Raw genomic sequence first — 20,985 nt, 5'->3', positions numbered from 1 at the left:
ATCCCGCATAAAATCAAGGTATATTAGAATGTAGAATTTACTTTTTCATTCAAGCACTAACCTGCGATTTCCTCACAAATTAGCTGGAGTTGTATTAAAAGTTTTATATGTGTGCCATCGCTTAGTAGTCGAAACCGTAGTATTTCCAATACTTTCCGCCATATTCTGCCCTGTATTGCCCCAGTCTGCGAAGGTATGCATTATCATAAAACTGGAGTGCCGTGGCATATAAATAGTATTTTTATCATTGTTCTTATAACGCCTCTTCCTTTTCCACTATTATAGCTGATCGTACTTGGCCGCACTCCCTTTTGCCTTATCTACCGGATACTTTGCTTCATTCTGCGACATCTTCATATTTATGATTTCATCTGCATCCAGTTCCAGTTTGTCTAACAGATTCTGACTATAAACCAAAACATCCGCCAATTCCTCCTTGACATGTTGCAGATCATATTCTTCATCAGACCACTGAAAACACTCTAATAACTCTGCTGCCTCAATTACGATTGATTTTGCAAGATTTGCCGGCGAATGAAACTGATCCCAGTTTCGATCTTCTGTAAATTTTCTAATTCTGTCTATTGTTTCATACTTCATAATTAAATACTCCTTTATTTTACTACTTCTAACAATGCTTTCTGACAAAGTGAAATTATTCAGTTCAGCTGGGCTACGGCAACTGAATTCGGGTGAAATATCCCGCAAAGTGGGGCGTGCAGATTGCGGGAATGATTTTTCAGACACGCTCTAATGTTTCATCAACACTATTTTATACATGCAGATTTTTCTGCATCTCTTCTTTAAATTCTCTTCCTTTAAACAATATCACTGCTACAAGAAACAAGAAACATATTAACGCTCCAAACATACTTACTGTTGGATTTTTCACCACTTTGCATAAGAGTAAGATTCCCGGAAGAATCAATCCGTATCCGGCAGCCATAATTTCGTAAATAAGATACTCTCGCACAGGGCATTTCCGCACCTTAGCGATTACAAACATCGCTGTAAGTGTAGATACACTCATGATCGGCAGCACAAGATCTACAGACCAACTATGCCAACCGGTCAGTGCATCCCATATAAAGCAGATAATAGTACCGACAAAAAGCTGCCACATCGCATTTTTCAGCAGGTTATAGCGTTTAAAAAATCCAATCGATGAGGCAATCCACATTGTCACAACGCCTCCGGCTGTGAATAAGGTCCAGCGAATTCTAGGATGGAAATTATACTCCGTAACAAGCATTGCTGCAACAATTGCAATACACAGAAAGCTATAAATTTTATAGACTTTCATTTCCTGTTCGCTTGGCTCATCTGTCTTTGGAAATTCAGGTTTTACTTTTTCAGATGCAATTCCCTGTTCTTTTAACAAGCGATAAAAATTACGTTCAATGTTCACTGTGTCGTATCTGGATGTAAATGCAAATGATAATTTATCCTGAAAAGAACACAAACACAATTCAAACTTAGGAGTGTTTGTGTACACACCAAATCGTTCGATATAAGGTACATAACTCGCATGTATTTTAACCGCACTCATATTAGAGAAGATTGCTGTCGTGTTCTTCTCTGAATATTTTGCCCCGGCCTGAATACATAGATTTTTCAGTTCCAAAGGTGCAAGCCTCAGAATCGGATGCAGTTCCAAAGCAAGCAACTCGCTGATATGTGCTGACATCTTTTCTTTTGTCAGTTCTGTCTCAAAAAATTCTTTCGTATATTTCAGTATTGCCTCAAAACTTTGATCTTGTGTAGTAAAATTATATCCCGGCTCGATCCAATTAAAAAAATTCAGCATCGATGAAGACAGGAAAAACTTTCTTAAGTTAACCGGAACCATTAACACGACCGGCTTTTTCTTTTGCATCTTAGACATTTCTTCATTTATTGCCATCATAAATAATGCTGTCAAAAAGACTGTCATAGATACTCCGAGTTCCCTGCTCCGCTTCAATACTGCCTGAACTGAAACAACAGATTCATGGACGTGCAGATGATTTCCATCTTTCTTTTTTCTCCGTATCTGGAAAGCATGTAGTTTTCTTTTTTTCGGTCGTTTCTGATCTTTTGAATAATATTTCAAAAAACTATCAACTTCTTGATCTTGTACCGTCATATCTTCTGGTAACAATGAAACTGGTTCTAATCCATTTACTTTGTGAATAAGATAGAGATAATTTTTTACCAGTTCTTTTAAAAATTCTGTCGCTCCTGTGCCATCTGTCAATACATGGAATACTTCGAAGTTGATTCGTTTTTTATAATAGGTTACTTCAAAAAGCAGTGTCTTCTTATCCTTTATATAGAGTCTACTACAAGGCTCTTTGTACTCTTCCTTTACAATCGGTCGTAAATTACATGGCTCAAGATAATGCCAGAATAATCCTTTGCGAAGCACCATTAAAAACGTAGGAAATATTTCTATTGTCTGATTCAATGCTTCCTGCAAAACGTCAGGATTTACTTCTTCTTTCAATTCGCAGTAAAAACGAAACACTCTCGTATCTTTTTTATTACTGGCAGCAGAATATAATTTTGCTGCATTATCTAGTTTTCTCCAACGTGCTTTTTTCTTACTCACAGTGTTTCCTCTTTCAGAAATTCATTGATATAGGTGAAACTTTCCTGTACATGAAGCTGCTTGATCCCCAACGCAAAATATCCATGTAATGCATCTTTGATCCGATGTATCTCCACATAATTTCCAGCCTCTTTTAAGCGCTTCCCATATGCTTCCCCTTCATCTCGAAGTGGATCAAATTCACATGTAAGAATCAATGTATCAGGTTGATTCGCTAAATCTTCTGCTATGTATGGTGCAAAATAAGGATTCTTCTTATCCTCTTTATTTCTCGCATAAAGATCAATATAATCCTGCATCTTCCCAGCTGTCAAAAGATAATCTGTTCCATTTTCCTTAACAGATGGAAATGGTGAATTTTCTGTATAATCATTATATGTAGCCGGATAGATCAGTATCTGTCTTTTTGGCATAAATTCTCCACAATCTCTAGCCATCAAAGATAATGCTGCACAAAGATTCCCTCCGGCACTATCTCCGATCAATGTAATATTTTCGGGTTTTATGTTGAGCATAAAATCTCCGGAATATAATGTTTTCGCAACGGCATAACAATCTTCCAGACCTGCCGGGAATTTATCTTCCGGTGCCAGTCGGTATTCAACTGCAACTACATATTGTCCGGTTGCATTAGCAAGCCGGGCACAAATTCTTTCATAATTATCGATACTCTCTGTAACCCAGCCGCCGCCATGTATAAACAAAAGCATCTTTTTATCTTGAATATTATGTTTCTTTTCTTCACTCTCACGAAAACTTTTTTCAGTTGGAAAGAAAATACGAATCGGGACTGCATGACTCCCGTTATATATTTTCTCATCTATTTTTTTATAAAAAATCTTCATCGGATCCAATCGTTTTAAATCCGCCATATGACGAAATGCTTCTACTTCCACACCATCAAAAGACAGAGCTTTCAAAATCTTCTTCGCTGTCTGATTAATCAATACTATATTCTCCTTATACCCGTTCTTATGTCTGTAAAAGACTACGAGCCCATTATATCATAAAATGCTTATTAAAGTGAATTTAATATTGCAAAAAGCACCAGCCAACTGAATGACTGGTGCTTTTAACATCAATATACTTTATTTTGTATAAACTGTATTCCCTTTTGCAATTACTTCAACAAGCTGAAGTTCCTGGTCAAGAATACAAAGGTCAGCATCATAGCCTTCTTCAACCTTACCTTTTCCTTTGAGGCGAAGAATATCTGCTGGATTAGATGTAATTGTAGAAATAGCTATTTCTAAAGGAATTTCTGTTTTAAATACACATTCCTTTACTTCCTTCAGAAGGCAGCTGGACTGTCCAACGCCCATTCCAAGGAATTCGCCATCACTACTGTACATCGGAAGGCTTCCCTGTCCATCAGAAGAAATTGTCATGCGGTCAGGATTTACTCCTGCATCCAGCATCCGTTTGATACCATTACATACACGTACCTCATCACAGATAGTTTCCCAATAGTCAATATCTTCATTTCCGGTAAAGTCTACTGCTCCGCCTTTCAGCGCATACTCAATCGACTTGCCAAAAAGCATCTCATTTCGATTGATATGTGTTGGCAGTATTTGAGAAGCCGGTATCTCTGTCTCATCTACCACTCGTTCAATAAGATCTAAGCATCTCGGACTGTCGCCAAGATGAACATTTACAATACCAGCTTTCCCGGAAAGAACACCGCCAAGTCTTGTATCCGCAACGACACGTACAAATTCCTCAAAAGTCGGCTGTGAAGAACGATGATCAGAAATCGCGATTTCTCCGGTTCCAATGATTTCCTGAATCATCATAATATCTTTGACAATACTGTCAGTCAACGTGTGAACCGGAATCTGATAACTGCCTGTATAACAGTATGCAGACATTCCCTGCTCATTCAATCCTTTTGTCTTTGCAACCAGTGCACACATATCACGACCGATTCCATCTGTTCCAAGGCAGCCAACAACTGTTGTTACTCCAAACTTCGTAAGTCCTTCCATAGTTGCTTCCGGAGTACGATTGGCGAATCCACCTTCGCCACCACCTCCGAGTACATGAACATGACTATCAATGAATCCCGGAGTTAAAAGTAACCCCTCTCCATTGATTATTTCTGTCTCAGAAAGAAATCCTTCTGCGGATATAGAACCTGCATCTTTAATCTTGACAATCTTATCATTGATTGTAAGTACATCTTTTTTTCCCAGATGCTGTGGGGCATAGATATCAATATTCTGAATTAATTTCATCATAAATCTCTCTCAATTATCAAATGTATGTTTTAGAATCCAATTCCAACTGCAATAAGAATTGTAATGATTGCACCAATCATTAATACACCAAGGAATTTCCACATGAATTTAATCCAGTTAGACCACTCAATCTTTGCAATTGCAAGGGATCCGATCAAACATCCTGATGTAGGAACAATCAGGTTTGTAAATGCATCACCAAGCTGGAATGCAACTACAGCTGTCTGACGTGAAACACCTAACAGGTCTGACAGTGGAGCCATGATTGGCATTGTAATCGCAGCCTGTCCGGTTCCGGATACAACGAAGAAGTTGAATACGGACTGGAACAGATACATAAGTACTGCTGCAACTGCTCCGGAAACTCCAGACAGTGCATTTGAAATATTATACATAATTGTATTAATAACCGTAGGTGTTGTCGGATCAGATCCACCAAGAACCTGCATGATGCCCTGTGCCATAGCAACAACAAGTGCAGCACCGATCAGGTCTTTTGCTCCATCTTTGAATGATGTTGCGATATCATTCAGTTTCATATCGTTCAGTTTAAAGATAACTCCAATCACACCGGAAACAATTCCCATAATGAAGAACTGAGTAGCAATCTCTGGCATGTAGTATCCTTGAGTCATAACTCCCCAAACTACCCATACTACTGTAGCAGCCAGTGTCAGAAGAACTAAAATGTGTCCAAGACCAAATGAATGTCCTTCGTCAATTCCTGTTTTTTCATTCTGCTCACGGAAATATGCATCGGTCTTATATGCGATTGAGATTGTCGGAGTCTTTTTGATCTTTGATGCATAGAACATAGTCATTCCACAGCCGAGTGCTGTAAATACTACCCACATTACCATACGGAATCCTGCTCCGGAGAATACGTCAATACCTGCAATTCCCTGTGCAATACCTACAGAGAATGGATTCATCCATGATGAACCGAAACCAATCTGTGTTGCAACATAAGTAACAAGAACTGCAATAACTGAATCGTATCCAACTGCTACAAACAACGGACAAAGAATCATAGTAAACGGAAGTGCTTCTTCTCCCATTCCAAAAACTGCTCCACCAAGAGAAAACAATACGAAAAGTATCGGAATCAGCAGTTTTTCTGCTCCCTTTGCCTTACGGATCAATCCAATCAATCCGGATTCAATCGCTCCTGTACGGATCATGATACCGAATGCACCGCCTACTACCATAAGAAATGCGATAATCTCGATTGCAGAACTGCTTACGATTCCGTTATACATATAGTTGAAGAATCCTGTTCCACCATCTCCACTAAAGAGTGCTACTCCTTCTGTTACTACATTTCCTGCATCATCTGTCAGATACTGGAAACTTCCGTCTTTGATTACTGTACGGGTTTTCTCAACACCATTGATCATATACGAAATATCCTGTGTTTCGTAAAATCCCTTTGGTACAAGGAAAGTCAGAAGTGCAGCGACAACAACTACTAAAAAGATAATAATGTAGGTGTCAGGCACTTGAAACCCCTTGTTAAAAGACTTTAACCCTTTTCCTTCTTTTTTGCTCATTTTCGAGTTTCCCTCCCATTTTTGATATACTATATCAGTGTACCATAGAATGCCTAAAATATAACTAAAAATTTACATATTTTATCAATTTTTGTCATTTCCCTGTATTTTTATACATCAAAAGATAGGTGTTTTATTCAATCAATCACATCATTCTGAAATCTTGACAAATGTTCATAAGGTAAGATCAGTCTTCCCCTAAACAGTCCGCACCCATCATTGATCAGACTGTTATCTACTGCGGAAAACATATTTACATCCAGATCTGCCAGTTCCAGCTGCAAAAGACGCATGCCCCGTTCATAGGCTTCATCGAAATAAACGCACTCGCCTTCTGGAATAGCATCACGTCTTGCACGCTCATCCTGCTGTTTCTTCTCATATCCCAGATGATTCGCCGGACCAATTTCCGCAGTGTCATCCATTTTCTGGGTACGCAGCTGCACCTCCATGAAAGAACGGGAACTGTTATCATAAACTGTGATATGTAATGACTGATATCCTTCCCCGCTGGTTCCACAGATATAATCCCGGTAATACATCTTCACATCTTCATTAAGAAGCGGCGACGTACTTTTCTTTACTCCATAGGCAGACTCCACCGTAAACCCTCGTTCTTCCAGGAACCCGGGAAGAACATTGGCAATCTCATAAAGATAGCGGATCGACGCCGTTTCCTGATCTTCTCCTGGTTTCAGATGACACTTGGGCATACACAACACAATTCTGTATGCAATAAAATCCCGAAAACAACTGAGTTTATTTTTCAGTTCCGACACAGGAGGATAGGTTCCATGTTTTGTATAATAATCGTAAATATATTCCACAATATAGCCGTTAAATTTCTCTTCTGCCCGGATCAGCGATTTGATCCTTCCTTTAAATGTAAACGCAAGAAACGGATATTCATGAGCCATATATTTATAAAATTCCCGGATCTTCTGGGACTGGGCCGTAAGGAAATCATTGTGTTCTAAAAGCTCTGTGATCTGAATCAGGAAATTCACATGCATCAAGTCAATCTCATTATGAGTAAGTTTCGCTTCTTTTCTCAGATCCCGGGTATATTTCTGTAAAATTTTTAAAACCGTATCTCCTGAATACAGATAATCATTTAATGTAATCATAAGTTTTTCCTCTTTTGGAGTTATAGCGTGTTTGAAGATTGTAGAAATGATTTTTCAAACACGCTATAATCTATAACCGAAATTTAGTTTTTCATTAATTTTAATGCTTTGTCAATATATCTACTGTTCTGTCAGCCTTTAACCAAACTGCTTCTTTTTCTTCATGAGTAACAAAAATCAACGTCTTTCCCTCCGTCTTTTTCAAAATATAATCAATTGTTTTTGCTCTGGTTTTTTCATCAAGACCTCTGAGAGGTTCATCCATGATCACACAGTCTGATTCAGCCAGCAATGCCCTCAGGATAGATACTCTCCTGCGCATTCCTCCACTCAGTTCACGAACCGGTTTCTGCCATATCTCAGTAAGCGCAACTGCTTTATACGCCTCCTCCAGTTCTCTGTCTGTTATTGTTTCTGTACATACCAGTCTTATATTAGAAGCAGCGCTCAGATTTTCACACAGACGATCTTCCTGAAATACTGCACTGAGTTTCCTGTCACTTACCCCTTCTATTTTCCCCTTATCCGGAACATCCAGTCTCAGAAGAAGCCGTATCAGTGTTGTTTTGCCACATCCGGATCTTCCTCTGATACAAGTGGTTTTCCCTTCCGGAAAAACACAGGACAAATCTTGCAGTACCTGCTGTTCTCCGTATGCTTTACTAATATGATCTACCTTTATATCCATATCTCTTCTCCGCCTGTAACAGACCTCATAAATAATGCATTTAAGAGGATTCTCATAAATCAAAATTTCCGTTATCTATGTTCTATCATATAAACTACTCTGCTTACAATTCCAAGAAAACACTTTTCAAATACAAAACTGATCACAATTATCACAATTGTCCACGCAAAAAGATCCGGAGTATTCAGATATATTTTTGCATTATACAGTTTCTCACCAATAGAACCTGAAGGTACTCCGATAACCTCTGCTGCCACTCCTGCCTTCCAGCACATTCCAAGAGAAAGCCTGCATGCTGAGAGAAAATAAGGCAGTACCTGCGATACATAAATATACCTGATCTGTCTTCTGAGATTCACACGAAATACTTTTGCCATTTCCAGTATCTTCCTGTCCGTCTGTCGTATTCCCTCAAGGATATTTGTATATATCACCGGCAGAACCATAAGAAAGGAAATAAAAACTGACAGATTTTTCGAAGGAATCCATATCAAGCACAAAATAATAAAAGATGCCACAGGTGTAGATTTGACCACTGCGATCACAGGTGCTGTCAGGATTTCCACTGTTTTTGACCAATATGCCCACACTGCCAGAAAGATTCCCAGAAGCACAGCCAGAAGAAATCCTGTCACAATGCGTACAAAACTAAATCCGACAGACTGCCAGAAATTTCCGCTGAAAATCAGTTCAAAAAGCTTTCGGATAACAGAAACAGGAGATGCCAGAAGGATCTCCTGTTTCAGATACATACTCGCAAACTGCCAGATTGCAATCCAGAAAAGTACTGCTAATATGCGAATTCCTGTATATTTCGTTCCATTGTCAGTTTTTGCTCTATCGTTTGTAATAGAATGCATCATCCGGCAACTGTCCTCCTATAATCTCAGGATTCTGATCATCCAGGGTTGCCAGATATCCCGAAAGCATGGTTTTCATCTCATCACCTTCAATAAACACAATACTGCAGTCAGGGATTGCTTTCTGTGCAACTTCTTTTGCAATAATATCATGATCTCCTATGATCTGGGCCGCAGCTTCTGTGTCACTGTTGACAAAATCTACAGATTCTTTATAAGCATCCATAAAATCATTTACTTTATCTGCATGATCCTGAACAAACTCATTGTTTGCGATCACAACTCCTGTCACAAGTTTGCTTCCGTCATCCATGGAATCTTCCCACAGTTTGTTCAGATCCAGGGCAACCTTCAGCTTATCGTTTTTCATCAGCGCTGTAGTTACAAAAGGCTGCGGAAGAAGTCCGACTGCTGTCTGATCCTGCACAAGTGCGGAAACTACCTCTGCATGCTCAGATTTAAATTCAACAGTCACATCTTTTTCAGGGTCGATTCCATTCGCTTTAAGAACAGAGTTCAGGGCATATTCCGGAGTTGCACCCTTCCCACTGGCATAAATAGTCTTTCCCTTAAGATCCTCCACAGATTTTACACTGTCTCCATTCTCCACAAGATAGAGAACACCCAACGTATTGACCGCCAGAACACTGACATCCTTATCTGTCTTCTGATACAACGTTGCTGCCAGATTTGCCGGAACAGCTGCAATATCAAGCTTGTCCTGTACTACCATCGGAACAATCTCATCCGGAGATGCAGCAATCGTAAAATCGTATCCGTCTTCATCAAGAAGCTGCGCCATTCCCATTGCTGTCGGACCTTTCAGGGCGCCTATCCGGACAGCATCCGAAGATGATCCTTCGGATGCCCATACGCTGACCTCTCCAGTGTTACCGGCCAGTCCTGCACAGATACACAAAGCCATTGCACAAATCATCAATTTTCTTTTCATTTTACTCAACATCCTTTCTTTATTTAAGAATTTAAAAATCATTTACAGCAGTTCAGAAAAATAATACAAATAAGGCGCAAAACTCTGTCTTTATGTCCCTGATTTCAAATCTGCCAGTATTTTTCTTAATTTACTTCCATAATCTTTTCCTGCTGCCCAGCCGCCGCCATAAGGATTTTCCTGGATTCCCAGCCATTCCACGTAAGGTGCAGTCTCTCTTGTCACGTAATCGAAGCGTTCATCTACACATTCCTGATTCAGGGAATCTGTGGAGGCGTAGGCTTTGAGATGCTGAACCTGAGCACGTATTCCTGTTCTTACATCCGGAAATGCGATTCCTTTGACTCCACCTCCGGTTGTTCCAAGACCTGCGAAATTGAACTGGTCGATTCCCGCATCACCACCGAAACTCAGCCATCCGGTTTCCAGCATTGCCTGCGCAAAAACTACTTCACCACGTACATTCTCGGCATTTGCCTCCTCTACAATAATATTGCAAAAGGTATCTATATCAGATGCTCCGCCGCCACTGAGTTCTTCAGATGGGTAAGTGCATCCCTGACTGTTGTATAATGAACACATTTCATCGACGGAAACAGTTGTTCCACCCATGATCGTGTAGTATCCATAAGTATTATCTGTCGGGTCTTCATCAGAGATAATTTCTTCTCCGTTATTTTCTGCATTTTCGAGATATTTGGGTTTGGAGATCTGTCCCTCTCCTGAATGATCAGTTTCCTGACTGTTTTTTTCTGTACTATCAGTTGTTTTTGCTATTGTGTCGTCATCTGGGGTATCTGCAGCATTGTCTGCTACGCTGTTTTCTGTATCAGTGGACGCTGTCCCTTCACTGGCACTTACCAAAGCAGGTGCCCCGAACATCAGGGCACCTGTCATTGTCATAAACAGCCAGAAATATTTTCCCGGCACTTTTTTCATCTTATGCGTTTACCTTTCTCATTGCAGCTTCTACTACATGACCAACCAGTACAGAAGTTGTAACACTTCCAACACCGCCAGGTACAGGTGTAATAGCATCTACGATAGGCTCTACTGCTGCGTAATCAACATCACCACAAAGTTTGCCTTCTGCATTTACGTTGATACCTACATCGATGATTGTCTGGCCTTCTTTTACATATTCAGCACCAACAACACCGGCGCGGCCTGCTGCTACAATAATGATATCTGCTTCACGTGCTACAGACGGCATATCTACAGTTCTTGTGTGGCAGATCGTAACAGTTGCGTTCTTTTTAACCAGCATCATTGCTGCAGGTTTACCAACAACAAGGCTTCTTCCGATTACTACTGCCTTTTTGCCTGTGCAGTCGATTCCGTAATGATCAAGGATTTCCATACAAGCCTGTGGTGTACATGGCGGGAAACCAATCTTCTTGCCTGTGAATACACCGGACATGGAAAGGTCTGTCATACAGTCAACGTCTTTTTCAGGAGCAAGTGCATTCTCGATCACTGCCTGATCCAGATGTTTTGGAAGCGGACGGAATAATAATACGCCGTGAATGCTGTCATCTTTATTTACTTTATCGATTGTTGCAAGAAGTTCTTCCTGGGAAACATCTTCCGGAAGTAAGATTTTCTCACATGCAACGCCTAAAGTTTCGCAGCGTTTTGTTGCTCCTCTTTCATAGGAGATATCACTTGGGTTTTCACCAACACGGATGATGCAGAGGGTAGGATTTACTCCTTTTCCCTGAAGCTCTGCTACGTTTGCTTTGATTTTCTCGTTTAATGCTGCTGTTACTTCTTTACCTAATAACTGCTTAGCCATTTGTCGTTCCCTCCGAAATTATACGTTATTATTCTATACTGTATCTGAATGATTTCAGCATAACCGCCTCATAAATCATATGCACTCTGTAAAAAATTACATCTAATAAATAACTTTACACTTTATTAAAAGAGACGGAAAACAATACAGAAATTTCTATTTTATTTACTATTATTTCAGTCTGCCAAGTACGCTGTTAAATGTGTCATCTGCGATCTTTGTATATTTCTCAAGCATCGCATCTGCTTTTCTGTTTAATTCTTCTGCATACTCTCTGTCAGCCATGGATTTTGTGTTGATGTATACGTTCAGGCTGGCACCCTGTAATGCTGCTTTACAGAAAGCTGCACCAACGCCTGCATCACTGATGGCAAGCTTAGAGCCTTTTGCACCGAATTCTACGATCAGTTCAATTGCTTCACAGCATTTCTCCATGATCTCCATTGGTACAGAGCAGGCATCTTTTAATACGATTTCCATTACTCTTGCTTTCTCAGCTTTTTCTTCCTCTGTCTCTTTTGGCATTCCATATGCTTTGGATAATGGCTCGAATACTTCTGCATCACGCTCGATCAGACGAAGGAAATCCTTCTGAAGCTGATCACATTTTGCTTTTAATTCATACATTTCTTCTTCCACATCCGCATATTTCTTCTTGCCTACAGTAAGGCTTCCTACCATATTTCCAAGAGCAGTTCCTACTGCACCAACTAATGCAGACGCACCGCCGCCGCCCGGAACCGGAGCCTTAGATGCCAGAACTTCAACGAATTCTGTACATGTACTTGTTGAAAATCCCATTTTTTCTCCCTCTTTCTGTTTATATTTACTTATTTGACTCTGATATTTGCGGATTATTCTGCTGTTTCCATAATCCTGATATCATTTGTCATTTCTGAACGCATTTCAGATATGCTTTCAGAGAACCAATGATCACATCTCCCATAACTGCCATATCCTCTGCCTGGAAAGAGACAGGGAAGTTATCAGAAAAGAGAATCTGTGAAGACGGCGGAAATTCCTCATCACCCTCCCAGAGGATCATCTGTATTTTATATTCCGGAAAAATTTCTACTTCATAGGCAATATCTCCGTGCTTTACAGATATGGCACTGATATGCTCCATGATCGCCTTAAAATCTCCCAGACGATTTCCATAGGAAAATGCCAGACGTTTGATACATCTGCCGTCAAACTGTCTTAAATATACTTCTCCCCATGGCATCTCACGGTATGTTTTAAATTTTCCGGAGCTCTCAGATTTCACACCGTTTAAAAGAAAACGGACGGTCAGGATCCTGGCATAGATCATGTTCTCCAGTGGATAAAAGCCTTTATCATCCGGAGTATGTGTTACTTCAAAATCCGGCCATGTGATCTGATACTGTGTTCCAAGAAAAGTTAAAGTCAGTTTTTGGGTTTCTTCATCGTAAGGAATAGACAATCTGGAAGCGATCTCCTTCGGATCTGCAGCTGCAAACTCCTGAGTGTAATGCTCCCACGGCATTCTTTCCTTACTGTCTTTTTCATAATTTAAGTCATTTAAACTAAATGCCATATAAATCTCCATAAACAAGACAGATCAAAGGGATCCAAAGACCTGTCCTGTTATTTTATTTCTCTAGATATTCATAATTTCTCATATAGAAATTACTGAAATTCATCAGCGGTTCTGAATCTCTTCCATTACAGTTGGGAACATACTTGTATCTGTATGAGGAATGAAACATGCACCTACAAATTCATCCATATAGATTGGCACTGTAGAAAGTTCCATATATGTCATATTGGAAGCAAGTTCATAAGTCTTCTTCTCTGCAGGTGTTGACAGAAGCATCAGATAGGCACCTGTCAGAGATGAGTTACCAATGTAGTGGAATTTCTCGATGGGGATATCCGGGAACATACCGATGTTGACTGCATTCTGCATGTTGATACCGCTTCCGATACCACCTGCAACATACACATCATCGATCATGCTCACATCGAAGTCCAGAGAAGTCAGCATTGTACGAATCGCTGAGAAGATGGCACCTTTGGCACGGATGAAGTTGTCAATATCAACTTCTGTAATCTCAACATCCTTTACAGAACCTGCCTCTTCCTCAAATGCAAGGATATAGCTGCCCATTCCGTATTTGTCATGTTTGATTCTCTTTCCTTCACGGATAAATTTACCCTTAGGGTTGATGATTCCGCAGATATAAAGTTCACTGATCACATCGATGATACCGGATCCACATAAACCTACAGGTTTCGTTCCCGGATCACCTACGATCTTGTAGGTAGGCTCCATAGTCTCTTTGTCAATGGTACATGCTTCGATGGCTCCGTCTGTGGCACGCATACCACAGCTGATGTCACCACCTTCAAAGGCAGGACCTGCAGAACATGCACAGCTCATCATAAAGTCTGAGTTTCCAAATACAAGCTCTCCGTTTGTACCAAGGTCGATAAACAGTGAAAACTCCGGCCTGTTCCAGATCTGGCTGACCAGGGTTCCGGCTGTAATATCGCCGCCTACATAGCTTCCGATATTCGGCGCCATAATAATATGAGCGTCTTTATTAATATCAATTCCCACATCAGAAGCAAAGAGGGAATTGGTCTTAAAGAATGCAGGGATATATGGTTCTGTACGTAATGGATCAGAATTAATTCCTGCAAACAGATGATTCATAGTTGTATTAGATGCCACGCACATTCTGTATATGCGGTTTTTCGGGAATTTGGCACTTTTGCACATCTCGTTGATCATCGGATTGATGGTTTCTTTGATCACAGCATCCTGCAGCTTTTGCTGGCCGCCCGGTTTCTGTGATTCTACAATTCGGTTAATAACGTCTGCACCAAAACGGATCTGTCCGTTTCCGGCAGAACTCTTTGCCAGAATTTCACCGTTTTCCATATTGATCAGTACAGCGGAAACAGTTGTTGTACCAATATCGATTGCCAGACCACCGATTACTACATCTTCGTCTTTACCGAAGATATCATACACAAACATATCGTCAGAAGTAGCGCGGATCACACATTTTACTGAAAAATTACTCTCTCTCAATACATCCGGAAGCTTTTTCAGAACTGCATAAGGGATTCTGACTCTGCTGATATTCAGATACTTCCGCAGTGCTCTTGTAAGTCTCTCGTTATCCGGCATTGTGTCATCCAGAGACGGAGGATCCATTGTGACATCCACAACCTCCAGACTGTTTTTCAATTCGATGCCTGCAAGTTCTACATCTCTTTTGGCATTTTCAAAAATGGCTATTTCCTCTTTAGAGCTTAAATCAGCTACTTTCATTCTGCTCTTATAGGCAGATGCAATATCAGGTACCAGCACATTTACATCTGCACTGATCTTGCTGCAGCATGCAAGGCGCCATCCTTCCTGATATTCTTCGTCAGAAATATGTAATGTCTTTTTGCTCTCCAGTTCTCCGCTCTTTAACTGGACACGGCATTTTCCGCAGGCTCCGTTTCCAGAACATGGTGCATCGATCGCCACATTGGCTCCACGAGCTACCTCAAGTAAATTGTCCCCCGCATTGGCAAACGCTTCTACCACACTGCCATCTTCGAATGAAAATGTTACCTTAAACATTCGGCAACCACCTTTCTCATAATCGTTAATAGCCTGTAATAAAACAAGGGCCGAAGACCGAAGCCTTCAGCCCCCATAATTATGTATTCAATTCGTATGAAACTGATTAGATTTCCAGATAGGAATCTGCATACAGTGTATTGCCTTTGAATACATCACAGGATTTGATAGTTTCCATCAGACGAAGGTCGTTAGGGTTAACGATTGCTGATGTAAGACCATTCATCATAGCCATTGCTACAAGAGCAGAGTCCATGATCGGACGGATATGTTTTGGCATACCGTTACTGTTGTTAGAAAGACCACCTGTAGAGTTCAGTCCCATTTCAGAGAACATCTTGATAGCTTCAAGAACTTCCATCTGTTTGTCCTGCATTCCTTTTACAACGAGGAATAACGGGTCAAACCACAGATCTTCTGTATCCATGCCCTGAGCCATACCTCTTTCAAGCATGTTCTGGCAGTGCATCATACGCTCATCATTGTCAGCTGCTACCATACCAGAGGAGCAAAGTGCGATACAGATTGCATCATTTGCTGCTGCAAGGTCGATATTGGAAATTCTGTCACCTGCGTCTGCAGAGTTAACGATTGGTTTTCCTTTTGCTCTGTTGTATACAGAAATACCAGCTTCGATAGCTTTCTGGTTTGTTGTATCCAGTGCAAGCGGAACATTATCAAACTCAGACTGAAGGAGCTGAACAGCCCATTTCATTAAGTCTTCGCCATCATTTTCTGCAGGTCCGATATTTACATCGAGGTAAGTAGCACCAGCATCCAGCTGCTGTTTTGCTCTTTTGATGATCGGTTCAGGATCTCTTTCTGTAAATGCTTTGTTTACTGCCGGTGCAGTAGTGGAAAGTCTTTCTCCAATTGTTACGAATTTTGCCATAACCCTGTTCTCCTTTTATATTTATTTATACAGAGAAATCTGACAATTGCAGATCCTCTGCATACATTTTTCTTTATAATCCGGCCAGTACAAAACCGACCAGATGTTTACGGTCATTAGATCTGGCCGTCTGCCTGCAGATCCTTTAAGAATTTAACAAGCTGTACAGCTTCTCTTGGTCCAACGATGATTTCCCATCCAGGAAGTTTTGCTTCCAGATCACCCTTCAGAACCGCTACTTTACCAGGAATGATCAGTTTTCTGGATTTAACCTTCGGTTCAACATTCTCTTTGATATAAGAAGAAATACTGTTACCGGAGAATTTACCAGCTGCCCATGATGTCAGTACGGAAAGTCCGCCTGCATCATTGATTACCAGGTTAAGCGGAACACCGGAACGCTCCAGCTCGCCGGATACTACGAAATATGTAAGAGCAAAGTCTACAGTAGTAACTACTACTGCATTCTCATCAGCACCATTTAACGGATAGATGCCTGGCTCAACTTTCATTGGCTTCTGCGGGTCAGTGTAAACGTTCTGACGCAGACCATATAATGGAAGAGCCTCTGCATATGTCATCTGCTCCATAACGATGATGGAACCATATTTCATTGTAAACATAGATGCTAAAGCTGCCTGTAAGTGAAGGTCACCTTTTGCGATCTTAACAAGGTTTACGATAGATGGATAACCAAATGTTCTGTCCTGATCTTTCAGAGCTGCACGACGAACCTGTACAGTGTTTGCAAAGGTTTCTTTAATGTCAGCGCCTGTTGTATCAAGAACAAGATTCTTGTTTCCAAGTTTTTCAAGAGCTGCTGTTGTATCATATAATTCATTTAAGTCTTTACCGGATACACCGAGAACAACACCTGCTTCTGTAGCAACTGCGTTCATTGCTTCATAGTTGGAAGCATCAGCACCGTTTAAGACCGGTTTGCTGTCTTTGCATACTGCAAGAGCTGCTTTAGCGATTTCAGGATCTTTACAGTCAAGAACTAAAGTTCTGCCAAGACCTGCTGCTTTTTCTACAAGTGCAGTATATTTAGCTGCATCTGCGCCTTCACCACAGTTTACATATACAAGTTCAGCATACATTCTTTCGCCGATACGGTCATAATCTACCTTCGGGATTTCTGCAAGTTTTGCCTCTACTGCAGCGTCATCCATGCATGTGCACAGAGCTACTGCATATCTTGGCTTGCTTACAAATGTTTTTTCATGTCTGAATAATACTGTTTCTCCACCCAGAGTGTGCTCTTCTGCACCAGTACCAATTTTGATTGTCTTCATTGGCGGAGCAGTAGCCTCGGAAAGAGATGCTAAAGCTTCATCAGACATATGCGGACATTGTTCGATTTTCATAGCGCCCTGAGCAACTTTCATAGAGAAAGCCATACAAGTTGGGCATCCGCATTCCTTACAGTTTTTCTTTGGTGTTAATTTAAAAATCTGAATACCATTCAGTGCCATTTTATTTGTTCCTCCTATTCAATTACGCAAGTGCTTTGATCATTCTGGAAATAGCTGCAACAGCTTCCGGATGTCTTAAGATGACTGCATCAGATCCGGCTGCAAGGTCAGCAGCAGCTGTCATAACTTCCATATCGATTCCACGCTCTTCTTCCGGTCCCCATTCAGGCATATCTTTCTCAGAAGCTGTTGCTTCTTTTACGCCCCATGTTTCAGCGGATACCGGTGTAATGATAGGCATCTGCAGCATGTTATCATTCTGAGATAAAGCTGCACCTTTAATACGGTCCATAGTGGATACAACATATTCATATCCATATCCGGCAGCAGCACTACCGATATTCATAACAATTTTCTGTGCATTAACGCCTAACTGAGTAGTTACAACGTTAAGCTGTTTAGCAAGGTTGATATCTACGGCAGATTCTGCACCTACGATCTGATCGTAAGCAAGTCCTGCTGCAGCACCGATTGCTTTGTAGTTTTCTTCTTTTTCTGAAAGAATCAGTACGTTTCTTCCCTGAAGAGCTTCTGCTACCTTAGGAAGGAGTTCTGCATCTTTCTCTACATTCTTGCATCCTTCAACTACTAATGGTGCATCAATTGCATCTGCAACTTCTTTAACAACTGCGATAAGTTCATCAACAGATTTGTTTACACCGTTCGGATCTCCACCCTCAAGGATCAGAGCTACAAAGTCAGCACCTTCCATAGCTGCTGCTTTTTTAGCCATTTCTCCGATTGTGGATGCTCCGTCATAGTATGCTTTGATACCTTCGGATACAATATTCTCAAGACCCATATCAGAGATTTCAACACCGATCTTAGGTGCGTTTTCTGATGGTGCATCAAAAGAATAAAATGGATAAGTAGAGTCTCCGCCGATTGTTACAGTCTTATCTCCGCTACCAATTGTGACTGTATTAATCTTTGCATTAAATTTCTGAAGTTTCTGATTAAACGGCATTTCTATTTGGCCTCCTTAAAAAAATTACTATGTACTTGCCTCTACGCAGACAAATCACATCATCTCATATAGTATACTACATCATCGGGTCCATTGACAAGGCTGGATGATTATGTTCTGTTAAAAATGCAACAAGCTCTTCTGGATCTGTTGTATTTGTCTCGTCACCAATCATATCAGTAAAGTTGTCAATACCATACAGTTCCTTTGCTGTCTTATTCAAACGCTCCGCAACTGTCTCTTTTAATTCCTTAGGCATCCATACGATACGTTCAATACCGCCTTCTGCCTTCATGAATTTCTTGGATGAAATAAAGTGTTTACCATGTCCCATGAATCCTGGTGTCTGAACACCGCCGCCAGTCATAGATGCCATCTCTGAGAATGTCATTCCGAGAGGTGTCATTCCTGCATATTCACGGTTGGCGATTACTACACCATTAGAAAATGGCTCAATACCACAGATACACTCAAAGCATCCACAGGAAGTCATAGGATCCTGCATAATGGAATAAAGTGTAACGTGTTCGAGAGCTCCCTGTGAGAATTTTTGTACAGCTTCATCAACATCCTCATAAGAACCAAGGTTCTCATCAATTGGTCTTTCCTTTGTAATGATCTGACAAGGTCCGTTTGGATCCAGTTCATTTGTTGCTTTTGCATCCAGCCATGAAACGGCTCCGCAAAGTCCAAGTCTCTCTGGTGTAACAACACATACATGAGACGGTGAAAAAGCCTGACAAAGGATACAGCTGTAATATACGTCTACAGTTTCATCTGTAAGATTTTCAAGACGTGCATCACGTTTATCGAATACAGGGATTGCTACCTCATGACGGATTCTTGTACACTCAGCCGGATCAGTATAAACGGTTACCTGACATTTATCAACTACAGCTTCAAACTCATTTTTTACCTGTGTATACAGAACTTCACCGATATGTCTGATACGGAATCCTGCATTGTAAGCTTCCTTACCGATACGGATCCTCTGCATATCTCTCTGTCCTGTATGATAAACTCCCTCAATACAGTTAATGTAATTGTGGAATTTACGCTCAATTACAGGTTCAAAATCAGGCTGCATTCTCTTTCCCGCTACTTCTACCACGTAAGCGATCGGATTCTTGCTTCCCAATTCCATTTCATCTACATCTGGTCCTACAACTGTAATCTTGTGGTCCTCTACCTCATCCATACTTCTTGTCTGCACAAGTTCTGCACAATCCACACGGGAACCGTCGAACTCAACCTGCATATCTTTACGACGGATAATCTCGCCTTCGAATGCAGACGCAAACGCAACAGGAATATCAATATTGGTAATTTTGATCTTAATATTTCTGGCTTCCAGAGAAACCTTATTAAAATCAGCAACATTCGGGCATGCGATCAGCGCACCCGGAACTTCTGTAATGTTTTCATCTTCATTGGAAATCACAGGGAATCCAAGTTTGATTGCTCCTGCACCAGCAGCCAGAATCACATCATCGATCGGTTTAAACGCATTGACAAATGCCGGTACTCTCTCTGATGTATACTTGATCAGAGCGGCTGCATCTCCAGGAGTAACGTTTCCGAAGATCAGAGCTGCACGAAGTGCCACGGATACTACATGGATTACAGAAGTAATATCTTTTCCAAGTGGTACGATTCGAACATTATAGCCCATTTTCAATCCAAGTTCCTGCGCCTGGTCAATAATTCCTCCAACAAGTGTAACAAGAATTCCCTGTGCCTGATAACTCTTTACCAGATCTACACCTTCCTGTGCGGTAGGTGCCGATCCAATAATAACAGCTACACCAGGAATATCACCGGTTACAAGAGGTACACCAAGTTCACGGATTATGGAATCCGGAAGGTGTCCATAGTACGGTTCACTGTATGGCTCCGCTCCATCCAGATACTTCAGTACTTCTATGAACTCTGCACAAAGTGCGGTAGCGACTCCGGACATCAAAGCGTCATCTAACTGATGCTCTCTTGTCATAAGAGATTTGATCACACCAAGTGCTTCTTTCATTTCACCAAGGGTCTTCACCTTGACTCCTGTTACTGCATAGTAACATGGCAGACAGTAGGCAGTATGAGGAAATTCAACTGCCTTGTCTGCGCCGTGCTGTGCAATGGCTCCCTCTACAGCCTGACAGGTTAACCCGTAGACTGCATCATTTCCGTTAAAGATTCTGTCGATTAACAATTTGCACATCTCCATTTCGTATTTAGAATAATACTATGGTTT

Annotated in this window: 19 protein-coding genes and 1 pseudogene; 1 reads left to right on the top strand and 19 read right to left on the bottom strand. The window is 40.9% G+C overall.

What is annotated here, in order from left to right:
- Window positions 1–279: 279 nt before the first annotated feature.
- Entirely contained in the window at window positions 280–600 is a 321-nt protein-coding gene (locus LJE09_RS07255) for a nucleotide pyrophosphohydrolase (RefSeq protein ID WP_008703857.1), read from the bottom strand.
- Window positions 601–659: 59 nt separating this feature from the next.
- Entirely contained in the window at window positions 660–722 is a 63-nt protein-coding gene (locus LJE09_RS18735) for a DUF6783 domain-containing protein (protein ID WP_306797799.1), read from the bottom strand.
- Here LJE09_RS18735 and LJE09_RS19140 point away from each other — a divergent pair.
- A pseudogene (locus LJE09_RS19140) lies at window positions 699–752 on the top strand (DUF6783 domain-containing protein); the annotation flags it as partial. The gene LJE09_RS18735 and the pseudogene LJE09_RS19140 sit on opposite strands and share 24 nt — an antisense overlap.
- A gap of 20 nt (window positions 753–772) precedes the next feature.
- Here LJE09_RS19140 and LJE09_RS07250 read toward each other — a convergent pair.
- The 17 genes from LJE09_RS07250 to acsB form a co-directional block, all read right to left on the bottom strand.
- Window positions 773–2,590 carry a DUF6320 domain-containing protein gene (locus LJE09_RS07250; protein ID WP_227311094.1) on the bottom strand — a complete coding sequence of 606 codons (1,818 nt, stop codon included), beginning with the start codon at window positions 2,588–2,590 and terminating at the stop codon, window positions 773–775.
- Complete coding sequence (locus LJE09_RS07245; RefSeq protein WP_020994037.1) at window positions 2,587–3,537, bottom strand: alpha/beta hydrolase; 951 nt, start codon at window positions 3,535–3,537, stop codon at window positions 2,587–2,589. The genes LJE09_RS07250 and LJE09_RS07245 overlap by 4 nt, the downstream gene beginning before the upstream one ends.
- Window positions 3,538–3,678: 141 nt before the next feature.
- Window positions 3,679–4,827 carry a beta-aspartyl-peptidase gene (gene iadA, locus LJE09_RS07240; protein ID WP_062807828.1) on the bottom strand — a complete coding sequence of 383 codons (1,149 nt, stop codon included), beginning with the start codon at window positions 4,825–4,827 and terminating at the stop codon, window positions 3,679–3,681.
- Between the two features lie 32 nt (window positions 4,828–4,859).
- Entirely contained in the window at window positions 4,860–6,380 is a 1,521-nt protein-coding gene (gene yfcC / locus LJE09_RS07235) for a putative basic amino acid antiporter YfcC (RefSeq protein ID WP_022380777.1), read from the bottom strand.
- 137 nt (window positions 6,381–6,517) lie between these two features.
- A complete protein-coding gene (locus LJE09_RS07230; protein WP_173679448.1) occupies window positions 6,518–7,507 on the bottom strand; it encodes a guanosine polyphosphate pyrophosphohydrolase in 990 nt (329 codons plus the stop codon).
- Window positions 7,508–7,607: 100 nt separating this feature from the next.
- On the bottom strand, window positions 7,608–8,195 hold the full coding sequence (locus tag LJE09_RS07225; RefSeq protein WP_055057455.1) for an ATP-binding cassette domain-containing protein: 588 nt from the start codon (window positions 8,193–8,195) through the stop codon (window positions 7,608–7,610).
- A 71-nt stretch (window positions 8,196–8,266) separates the two neighbouring features.
- Window positions 8,267–9,055 carry an ABC transporter permease gene (locus tag LJE09_RS07220; RefSeq protein ID WP_008703865.1) on the bottom strand — a complete coding sequence of 263 codons (789 nt, stop codon included), beginning with the start codon at window positions 9,053–9,055 and terminating at the stop codon, window positions 8,267–8,269.
- A complete protein-coding gene (locus tag LJE09_RS07215; RefSeq protein ID WP_025577061.1) occupies window positions 9,033–10,007 on the bottom strand; it encodes an ABC transporter substrate-binding protein in 975 nt (324 codons plus the stop codon). The genes LJE09_RS07220 and LJE09_RS07215 overlap by 23 nt, the downstream gene beginning before the upstream one ends.
- Before the next feature lie 90 nt (window positions 10,008–10,097).
- Entirely contained in the window at window positions 10,098–10,946 is an 849-nt protein-coding gene (locus LJE09_RS07210) for a glucosaminidase domain-containing protein (protein ID WP_226852801.1), read from the bottom strand.
- Between the two features lies 1 nt (window position 10,947).
- Window positions 10,948–11,802: a bifunctional 5,10-methylenetetrahydrofolate dehydrogenase/5,10-methenyltetrahydrofolate cyclohydrolase gene (locus LJE09_RS07205; RefSeq protein ID WP_008703871.1), complete on the bottom strand. Its 855-nt coding sequence runs from the start codon at window positions 11,800–11,802 to the stop codon at window positions 10,948–10,950.
- A gap of 171 nt (window positions 11,803–11,973) precedes the next feature.
- Window positions 11,974–12,603 carry a cyclodeaminase/cyclohydrolase family protein gene (locus tag LJE09_RS07200; RefSeq protein WP_019161830.1) on the bottom strand — a complete coding sequence of 210 codons (630 nt, stop codon included), beginning with the start codon at window positions 12,601–12,603 and terminating at the stop codon, window positions 11,974–11,976.
- Between the two features lie 88 nt (window positions 12,604–12,691).
- A complete protein-coding gene (locus LJE09_RS07195; protein WP_227311093.1) occupies window positions 12,692–13,360 on the bottom strand; it encodes a DUF3786 domain-containing protein in 669 nt (222 codons plus the stop codon).
- Between the two features lie 105 nt (window positions 13,361–13,465).
- Window positions 13,466–15,406, bottom strand: a complete 1,941-nt coding sequence (gene acsV / locus LJE09_RS07190) for a corrinoid activation/regeneration protein AcsV (RefSeq protein WP_025577064.1) — start codon at window positions 15,404–15,406, stop codon at window positions 13,466–13,468.
- A 106-nt stretch (window positions 15,407–15,512) separates the two neighbouring features.
- The gene (acsE, locus tag LJE09_RS07185) at window positions 15,513–16,298 is read right to left on the bottom strand and encodes a carbon monoxide dehydrogenase/acetyl-CoA synthase methytransferase subunit (protein WP_022380768.1); all 786 of its coding nucleotides are present in this window, start codon (window positions 16,296–16,298) and stop codon (window positions 15,513–15,515) included.
- A gap of 116 nt (window positions 16,299–16,414) precedes the next feature.
- Window positions 16,415–17,773 carry an acetyl-CoA decarbonylase/synthase complex subunit gamma gene (gene acsC, locus LJE09_RS07180; RefSeq protein WP_025577065.1) on the bottom strand — a complete coding sequence of 453 codons (1,359 nt, stop codon included), beginning with the start codon at window positions 17,771–17,773 and terminating at the stop codon, window positions 16,415–16,417.
- A 22-nt stretch (window positions 17,774–17,795) separates the two neighbouring features.
- Entirely contained in the window at window positions 17,796–18,740 is a 945-nt protein-coding gene (acsD, locus tag LJE09_RS07175; protein WP_022380766.1) for an acetyl-CoA decarbonylase/synthase complex subunit delta, read from the bottom strand.
- A gap of 76 nt (window positions 18,741–18,816) precedes the next feature.
- Entirely contained in the window at window positions 18,817–20,952 is a 2,136-nt protein-coding gene (acsB, locus tag LJE09_RS07170) for an acetyl-CoA decarbonylase/synthase complex subunit alpha/beta (protein WP_055059584.1), read from the bottom strand.
- Between the last annotated feature and the right edge of the window lie 33 nt (window positions 20,953–20,985).

Source organism: Blautia sp. DFI.3.45, from assembly GCF_020593505.1.
Lineage (GTDB): Bacteria > Bacillota > Clostridia > Lachnospirales > Lachnospiraceae > Blautia_A > Blautia_A wexlerae.
The sequence above is the reverse complement of the archived record's forward strand: the minus strand, read 5'-3'. Positions and strand labels throughout refer to the sequence as shown.

What these genes read in the sequence shown, in the direction of transcription:
- LJE09_RS07255 (WP_008703857.1), bottom strand. Translation starts at nt 600, where the DNA reads ATGAAGTATGAAACAATAGACAGAATTAGAAAATTTACAGAAGATCGA.
- iadA (WP_062807828.1), bottom strand. Translation starts at nt 4,827, where the DNA reads ATGAAATTAATTCAGAATATTGATATCTATGCCCCACAGCATCTGGGA.
- yfcC (WP_022380777.1), bottom strand. Translation starts at nt 6,380, where the DNA reads ATGAGCAAAAAAGAAGGAAAAGGGTTAAAGTCTTTTAACAAGGGGTTT.
- LJE09_RS07230 (WP_173679448.1), bottom strand. Translation starts at nt 7,507, where the DNA reads ATGATTACATTAAATGATTATCTGTATTCAGGAGATACGGTTTTAAAA.
- LJE09_RS07225 (WP_055057455.1), bottom strand. Translation starts at nt 8,195, where the DNA reads ATGGATATAAAGGTAGATCATATTAGTAAAGCATACGGAGAACAGCAG.
- LJE09_RS07220 (WP_008703865.1), bottom strand. Translation starts at nt 9,055, where the DNA reads ATGCATTCTATTACAAACGATAGAGCAAAAACTGACAATGGAACGAAA.
- LJE09_RS07215 (WP_025577061.1), bottom strand. Translation starts at nt 10,007, where the DNA reads ATGAAAAGAAAATTGATGATTTGTGCAATGGCTTTGTGTATCTGTGCA.
- LJE09_RS07210 (WP_226852801.1), bottom strand. Translation starts at nt 10,946, where the DNA reads ATGAAAAAAGTGCCGGGAAAATATTTCTGGCTGTTTATGACAATGACA.
- LJE09_RS07205 (WP_008703871.1), bottom strand. Translation starts at nt 11,802, where the DNA reads ATGGCTAAGCAGTTATTAGGTAAAGAAGTAACAGCAGCATTAAACGAG.
- LJE09_RS07200 (WP_019161830.1), bottom strand. Translation starts at nt 12,603, where the DNA reads ATGGGATTTTCAACAAGTACATGTACAGAATTCGTTGAAGTTCTGGCA.
- LJE09_RS07195 (WP_227311093.1), bottom strand. Translation starts at nt 13,360, where the DNA reads ATGGCATTTAGTTTAAATGACTTAAATTATGAAAAAGACAGTAAGGAA.
- acsV (WP_025577064.1), bottom strand. Translation starts at nt 15,406, where the DNA reads ATGTTTAAGGTAACATTTTCATTCGAAGATGGCAGTGTGGTAGAAGCG.
- acsE (WP_022380768.1), bottom strand. Translation starts at nt 16,298, where the DNA reads ATGGCAAAATTCGTAACAATTGGAGAAAGACTTTCCACTACTGCACCG.
- acsC (WP_025577065.1), bottom strand. Translation starts at nt 17,773, where the DNA reads ATGGCACTGAATGGTATTCAGATTTTTAAATTAACACCAAAGAAAAAC.
- acsD (WP_022380766.1), bottom strand. Translation starts at nt 18,740, where the DNA reads ATGCCGTTTAATCAGAAACTTCAGAAATTTAATGCAAAGATTAATACA.
- acsB (WP_055059584.1), bottom strand. Translation starts at nt 20,952, where the DNA reads ATGTGCAAATTGTTAATCGACAGAATCTTTAACGGAAATGATGCAGTC.